8 protein-coding genes are annotated in these 6,923 nt (G+C 60.6%); 2 read left to right on the top strand and 6 right to left on the bottom strand.

Annotated features, from left to right (window positions below):
- On the top strand, window positions 1–646 hold a 646-nt coding region (locus AC1D0P_RS19360), incomplete at its 5' end, for a hypothetical protein (RefSeq protein WP_477678245.1).
- Window positions 647–809: 163 nt separating this feature from the next.
- Window positions 810–1,583, top strand: coding sequence for a hypothetical protein (locus AC1D0P_RS19355; RefSeq protein WP_477678244.1), 774 nt, complete (start codon window positions 810–812; stop codon window positions 1,581–1,583).
- Between the two features lie 52 nt (window positions 1,584–1,635).
- On the opposite strand, the gene cynS is transcribed toward AC1D0P_RS19355, so the two are convergent.
- The 6 genes from cynS to AC1D0P_RS19325 all read right to left on the bottom strand — a co-directional run.
- The gene (gene cynS / locus AC1D0P_RS19350) at window positions 1,636–2,079 is read right to left on the bottom strand and encodes a cyanase (protein ID WP_477648254.1); all 444 of its coding nucleotides are present in this window, start codon (window positions 2,077–2,079) and stop codon (window positions 1,636–1,638) included.
- 48 nt (window positions 2,080–2,127) lie between these two features.
- Entirely contained in the window at window positions 2,128–2,922 is a 795-nt protein-coding gene (locus AC1D0P_RS19345) for an ABC transporter ATP-binding protein (protein WP_477678243.1), read from the bottom strand.
- Between the two features lie 154 nt (window positions 2,923–3,076).
- Complete coding sequence (gene ntrB / locus AC1D0P_RS19340) at window positions 3,077–3,940, bottom strand: nitrate ABC transporter permease (protein ID WP_477678242.1); 864 nt, start codon at window positions 3,938–3,940, stop codon at window positions 3,077–3,079.
- Window positions 3,937–5,295 (bottom strand): CmpA/NrtA family ABC transporter substrate-binding protein, encoded by a 1,359-nt coding sequence (locus AC1D0P_RS19335; protein ID WP_477678241.1) that lies wholly within the window; start codon window positions 5,293–5,295, stop codon window positions 3,937–3,939. Before AC1D0P_RS19335 ends, ntrB begins: the two co-directional genes overlap by 4 nt.
- Window positions 5,296–5,412: 117 nt before the next feature.
- Window positions 5,413–6,078 (bottom strand): response regulator, encoded by a 666-nt coding sequence (locus tag AC1D0P_RS19330; protein ID WP_477678240.1) that lies wholly within the window; start codon window positions 6,076–6,078, stop codon window positions 5,413–5,415.
- Window positions 6,075–6,923: sensor histidine kinase (locus tag AC1D0P_RS19325; RefSeq protein WP_477678239.1), on the bottom strand; the 849-nt coding region annotated here is incomplete at its 5' end. The genes AC1D0P_RS19330 and AC1D0P_RS19325, both read right to left, overlap by 4 nt.

Raw genomic sequence — 6,923 nt, 5'->3', positions numbered from 1 at the left:
GATATGTGCCGAGCATCTCCAGTTGACGGAGACCCTGCTGCAGGACCTCTCTTCGGCAGACGCTCGTGCCAGGCAAGGCCTGGGCTACTGTCTTTCTTCTCTGCACCCAACTTTGCCTCGTAAAGAGCAGGAGCGAATCCAGGCTGGATTCTTTTCTTCCCGCTATGTCGGGGTCCGACGTCGCGGTTACAAGGCGGCCAATGCAGTGGGATGGGTCCAGGCCGAACTACTCTTGTCCACGTGGGAGATGTATCGAGACCCTGAGTCTGCGTTGTTGCTTATCAAGCTGCTCCCATCAGAGCATCTGCTTGTAATGCGATGGGACCTTATGCCGGCTTTGTCGGCGGGATGGATGCGGTCTCGTCTATACCTCCGATTGGCAGAAGTTGCGCCTGAAACCGTCGGGGAGCTTGAAAGAGTCGATGGCATCTCATATTGTTACGTGTTGGCCAAGCTCGGACGCGAACTGACGGTGGCTCAGGCGAAAGCCATCGTGAAACGGTTTGAGGGTGATGAGCATTTCGGGCTTGTCGTTTGGTCCTTAGGGCAAATGAAATTGTGGCAAGTCTTAATCTGGCTCGCTAAGCGCTTGCCAGAGGTTCATGAGGCAAGGTTGGCCGCTTTGAGTGCGAAATTTGCCATCTAGCACTTTCTTTCTTGTGTAGTGCACTTTCGTTGCTTGTGGAGAGAGATCTAAAGATGAATTTATCCATCAAGACAACTTGCCAAGCAGTCAATTCGAAAGCCTTATTAGCTTGCTTCGCCAAACTACAGTTCATAGTTGCCATCGACGTTGACAGGCGCAAAAAATGAGCGCCTCGCGCGTCTGTGCATATTGCATGAAACCCGGCCCCCTTACTAAAGAGCACATTTGGCCCGGTGGCATCATCAAGCGCGCTAAAGGTATCAATACCAGTTACCTTGGCAAGCTCGAAAAGTTCATTGACGCCGAACTTACGATCAAGGATGTTTGTTCTGTCTGCAACAACGGGCCACTCAGCGCACTTGACGCATACATCTGCGACTTGTTCGATGCTCAGTTCAGTCGTCCGGCCATTCGACGAAAACCCAGAACTTTCATCTATAACTACGAGGTGCTCCTGCGTTGGCTCCTTAAAATCTCATACAACTCAGCAAGGATGAACGAGTCAGATGTTGAGGTGCTTTCTAAGCACGTCGAGTTCATGCTCAACGGCGGTGAACTGCCTACAGATGTACAGATTCGACTCGAACTAATTCATTCATCGCCGAATCCAAACTGGTCGCCTGGAAGCGAGACGGCAAAGGAAATTCCAGCAGTCTCTATACGTTGTGCTCGGGTGGAAATGCCCGAAACCCCCCTCCCAGGTGCAAAGCTTCGTCTTGTTGCGATATACGGCTTCTATTTCTGGATAGTTATTACACCGCCGCACGCCGACACTTCACTCTTGCACGAGGGGCTTCCAGGAACGCTTCTGCCGAGCAACCGAAGCAAGTTGTCTCTATACGCCACGCGCGGAATGCTGGAGCTTCACGCTACCTGGGCGCTAAATCCACGTGCTTCAGAATCAATGCGGGAATTGAGGGGGCGCCGTGCCGGCTAGCCCCTCTCGTTTATTTCGCTATATCCCATGACTTGTAGGCTTAGCCAGTAGCCTAATAAGTCTTGTACGGCAAGAACTTCCCCGACAACACCACATTGACCCGATCCCCCTTGGGGTCCGGTTGTCGCACGATGTCCATGGAAAAGTCGATGGCGCTCATGATGCCGTCGCCGAATTCTTCGTGGATCAGCTCCTTGATGGTCGTTCCATACACGCTGACGATTTCATACCAGCGGTAGATCAGCGGGTCGGTGGGAACGGGCGTGGGCAGCGAGCCCTTGTAGGGCACAACCTGCAGCCATTTTTGTTCTTCGGCCGTCAAACCAAAAATCTTGCCGATCACTTTCGCCTGCTTGGCGTCGAAGGTCATCTGGCCCAGGCAGCCCGCGGTGACCCATTCCTTGCTGAGGCCGACTTTCTTGGCAACGGATTCCCAGGTGATGCCTTTGCTGACTTTGACGGTGATGATTTTTTCGGTGATGTCGTTGCGGTTCATGGTTTTTGGCTCCTGTGTTTGAGGTGGTTTAAAAAAGAAATGGAATAGTCAATGCGCCTTGGCGCGCGTGACCAGGAAATCGACGATGTGGTTGCGCAGCTCGTAATAACCGGGCAGGTGGTGCAGGCCGGCGCGGGTGCGTTCCCTGGGCAGCGGATTGACGACTTCTTCGGCGATGCGGCCTGGCGCGTAGACGCCGTCGTTGTCGGTTCCGTTGCTCATCAAGAGGATGCGGTCGGCCAGCAGGATGGCCTCGTCGACGTCATGCGTGATCATGAAGACCGTCTGCTGTGTCTCGCGCACGATGGCCATCAGTTCGTCCTGGATGGTGCCGCGGGTCAAGGCGTCGAGGGCGCCAAAGGGTTCGTCTAACAGCAGCATCTTGGGCTGTATCGCGAAGGCACGGGCAATGCCCACGCGCTGTTTCATGCCGCCCGAGAGCTGCGAGGGTTTTTTGTCGATGGCGGCCGAGAGGCCGACCATGGCGACGAATTTCTCGACATGGGTATTGACCTGCGCCGAGGTCCAGTCGGGCCAGCGCGAGACCACGGCGAAGGCGATGTTCTTGCGCACCGTGAGCCAGGGCATGAGGGCGTGGCTCTGGAAGACCACGCCGCGCTCCAGGCTGGGGCCGCCTATCTCGCGGTTGTCCATAAAGACATGGCCGGCGCTCGCGCTGTCCAGCCCGGCCAGCACATTGAGGATGGTGGTCTTGCCGCAGCCCGAGTGGCCGATGATGCAGACAAACTCGCCCTTGCTGATAGTGAAGGACACATCGGCAAACACCGGCCGGCCCGGCGTGAAGCTTTTGCTAAGCCCCTCGATCTTGAGAAATCCCTGCATGCTGTGTTCCTTCTTTGGAGGGCGCCCCTCAAAAAGCCCTCCTGGCGTTGTTGCGCCGCCTTGCCGTACTGGTGTACTGTCTGCGGCGACGCGCCTAGCCAGGACCGCTTCGCTGGGCTTTGTGAGCGGCTCTAGTGCGGTTCTTGCTATGGAATCACTCCACATAAGTCACCACTTTTTGGAGTTGCGCAAACGCCAGGTCCAGCAGCATGCCGACAATGCCTATGACCAGGATGGCGAAGATCACATTGGTGAGCGAGAGGTTGTTCCACTCGTTCCAGACGAAATAGCCGATGCCGGTGCCGCCCACCAGCATCTCGGCGGCGACGATCACCAGCCAGGCGATGCCCATGGAGATGCGCATGCCGGTCAGGATAGTGGGCGCGGCCGCCGGCAGGATGACCTGGAAGGCCTTGCGCAGGGGGCTGACTTCCAGCGTGCTGGCCACGTTAAGCCATTCGCGCTTGACCGAGGCCACACCAAAGGCGGTGTTGATCAGCATGGGCCAGACCGAGCAGATAAAGATCACAAAGATGCCCGAGATCGACGAGTCCTTGATGGTGTAAAGCGCCAGCGGCATCCAGGCTAATGGAGAGATCGGCTTGAGCACCTGGATGAAGGGGTCGAAGGCCCGGCGCAGCAGCGGCGACATGCCGATCACAAAACCCAACGGCACGGCGACCGCGCAGGCCAGCAAAAAGCCCAGGCCCACACGCGCCAGCGAATGGCCCAGTTGGATCAGGATGCCCTTGTCATTGGGGCCGTTGTCGTAGAGCGGATTGGAGACCTGCTTCCAGATGGCCGTGCCCATCTGGCCCAGCGTGGGGAAGCCGGTGGTCTTGGTGCTGCCCGGGTCCTTGCCCATCATCTTCTGGTACTCGATCTGCTCGGCGCTCAGGCCCGCGGTGCTGGCCGCGACCGTGCCGGGTGCGGGCAAGGTGGCCGTGTACCAGATGGCGAGAAAAGCYAGGAAGATCAGCAGCGAGACCAGGCCCGCCTTGAGGTTCAGGGACTTCATGAGAGCTTGTTGATGGTGAAGCTCTTGACGTAGTCTTCAGGTTTTGCTGGGTCGAATTCCTTGCCCATGATCTTGAACTTTTTGTACGCACCTTCAGGCGGCTTGAAGCCGGCCAGCGCCATCTGTTTCTTGGCGTCGGTCAGCATGAAGACCTTCTCGGCGATCTGTTTGTAATTGACTTCGCCCTTCACATAACCCCAGCGTTTCATTTGCGTGAGCATCCACACCGCCATGCTCTGCCAGGGCACGGGGTCGAAGTTGGCGCGGTCCGGCACGTTGCGGATGTTGCCCAGGCCGTCGGCGAACTTGCCGGTCAGCACCTGCTGCRGCACGGCCTCGGGCTGGTTCAGGTATTGCGTGGGCGCGATGACCTTGGCGATCAGGTCGCGGTCCTTGGGCTGGCTGGCCATGAAGGAGGCGCCCAGCACCGCGCGGTAGAGCGCGGCAAAGGTGTTGGGGTTCTGCTTGATGAATTCATCGCTGACACCGAAGGCGCAGCAGGGATGGCCGTCCCAGATTTCTTTCGACAGGATGTGGATGAAACCGACTTCGTCATACACCGCGCGCTGGTTGAAAGGGTCGGGGCCCAGGAAGCCGTCGATGTTGCCGGCGCGCAGGTTGGCCACCATCTCGGGCGGCGGCACCACGCGCAGCTGAACGTCGGTGTCGGGGTTCAAGCCGTTCTCGGCCAGGTAATAGCGCAGCAGGAAGTTGTGCATGCTGTACTCAAACGGGATCGCGAACTTGAAGCCCTTCCAGTTTTTCGGGTCGCGGTTGTTCTTGTGCTTGACGTGCAGCGTGATGGCCTGGCCGTTGGTGTTCTGGATGCTGGCGACATTCATGTTGACCTGGTTGGAGCCCAGGCCCATGGTCATGGCCAGCGGCATGGGCGACAGGAAGTGCGAAGCGTCATGCTCCTTGTTGATCATCTTGTCGCGTATCAGCGCCCAGCCGGCGGTCTTGTTGAGCTGCACGTTGAGGCCTTCTTTTTTGTAGAAGCCCAGCGGGTCGGCCATGATCAGCGGGCTGGCGCAGGTGATGGCGATGAAGCCTATCTTGAGGTCCTTCTTCTCCAGCGACTTGCGCTCCTGCGCCATGGCTTGCAGCGCGCCCAGCGGCAGCACCGAGGCAATGGCGGCGCGCGCCGTGTTGGCGCCCACCGCGCGCAGAAAGCCGCGGCGCACGCTGTCGATCGGGAACAGCGCTTTCACCAGGCTGGCTTCCATAAAGCCGTGCGAGAGTTCCTGCGGGTTGTCGGCGGCGCTGCCGTGTTCACCGGGCGCGTGGTTTTCGCCGCAGGCGCAGCGCAGCATCAGTGGACGGTCGGCATCATAGGCATCGAAACGGTTGGACATGGCAAACCCCTTTGGCAAAGATGCAGGTTTCCATGCAAGGCGCGGGCCTGTGGGCGCGGTTTGYGGCATCGCCGCCGCAAATCGCCGGGCCCCGCCCTAAGCGCTGTAGGGCCAGCCCTACAAATTCGGCGTTTTGGCGTGGCGCTCGGCATACAGCGCGAGTTCCACGTCGTTGCGGGTGCCGGTTTTTTCGAGGATGCGCGCGCGGTAGGTGCTCACGGTGTTGGCTGCCAGGCCCAGCTGCGCACCAATTTCGCCCACGGACTTGCCAGCCGTGAGCAGGCGGAACACCTGGTGCTCGCGGTGCGACAGCGATTCGGTGCCGCCGCTGCCGCTGCCGGCGGCGCTGCCGCCCATGGCGCTGGCCAGGGCCTCGGCGGCAATCGCCGACACATAAATTCCGCCGCCGGCCACCTTGCGCACCGCCGCGATCATGTCGTCGGGATTCGCGCTTTTGTTCAGGTAGCCGGCCGCGCCCAGCTTGATGCAGCGCACGGCGTATTGTTTTTCGGGATAGGTGCTGAGCATCAGCACCGGCAGGCGCGGCCAGCTTTTTTTCAGGGCCTGCAGCACGTCCAGGCCGTCGCGGTCGGGCAGGGCGATGTCCAGCAGCACCGCGTCCAGGCCCTTGTCGCCGCCCAGGGCTTCGACGCGCAGCAGGACGTCGGGGCCGGTTTCGGCTTCGGCCACGACCTCGATTTCAGGGGCGTCGGCCAGCACCTGCTTCAGGCCCTCGCGCACGATGCGGTGGTCGTCGCCGATCAGGATTTTGAGCATGTTCATGGCGGGGTGGCGGCTGCGGCCGGCAGCGCGATGCGCAGGTGGAAAAGCGAGCCGCAGCCGGGTTCGCTGCTGATCTCCAGGCTGCCACCCAGATGCCGCGCGCGTTCGCGCATGCCCATCACGCCATAGGCATCGGCCGCTTCAAAGGCGGCGGCTTCGGCGCCGCGGCCGTTGTCCTGCACCGCGATGCTGATGCCGGCCGCATCGGCGTGGATGCGGATGGCGACTTCGCTGGCGGCGGCATGCCGGCCCACGTTGCTGAGCATTTCCTGGAAGATGCGGAAGATGGCGATGGACCCCGGCTCGGGCAGGGGCGCGGCGCCGGCCACGTCCATCTGCCAGTCCAGCGCCAGTTCGGCCGACTGCACGAACTCGTGCGCCTGCCAGTCGAGCGCGGCCCAGAGTCCCTGGTGGTCCAGGATGCTGGGGCGCAGGTCGGTGATGATGCGGCCCACGTTGTCGACGGCGCTTTCGATCAGCCGGCCCATGTTCTGGCATTTGTGGCGCATGGTGTCGCGCATGGCCTGGGCCGCTTCGGGTTCGCGCTGCTGCTGCTCGCCCAGGCGCTTGTCCAGCCAGCCCACGTCCATCTTGAGGGCCACCAGCAGGCTGCCGAGTTCGTCGTGCACCTCGCGCGCGATGCGGGTGCGTTCTTCCTCGCGCACCGTGTGGGTGTAGGCGGTGAGTTCGCGCAGGTGCTGCAGCGCTTCCGAGAGCGCATGGGTGCGTTCGCTGACGCGCTGCTCCAGCACCGCATGGGCCTGGCGCAAGGCATCTTCGGCCTGGCGGCGCGCCGAGATGTCGACAAAGGTGACCACCGCGCCCTGCACCACGCCGCCTTCGAC

The sequence above is a fragment of the Polaromonas sp. P1_G2 genome, from assembly GCF_056405515.1.
Note: the sequence above shows the minus strand (reverse complement) of the source record. Positions and strands in the feature narration are given on the sequence as shown.

What these genes read in the sequence shown, in the direction of transcription:
- AC1D0P_RS19355 (WP_477678244.1), top strand. Translation starts at nt 810, where the DNA reads ATGAGCGCCTCGCGCGTCTGTGCATATTGCATGAAACCCGGCCCCCTT.
- cynS (WP_477648254.1), bottom strand. Translation starts at nt 2,079, where the DNA reads ATGAACCGCAACGACATCACCGAAAAAATCATCACCGTCAAAGTCAGC.
- AC1D0P_RS19345 (WP_477678243.1), bottom strand. Translation starts at nt 2,922, where the DNA reads ATGCAGGGATTTCTCAAGATCGAGGGGCTTAGCAAAAGCTTCACGCCG.
- AC1D0P_RS19330 (WP_477678240.1), bottom strand. Translation starts at nt 6,078, where the DNA reads ATGAACATGCTCAAAATCCTGATCGGCGACGACCACCGCATCGTGCGC.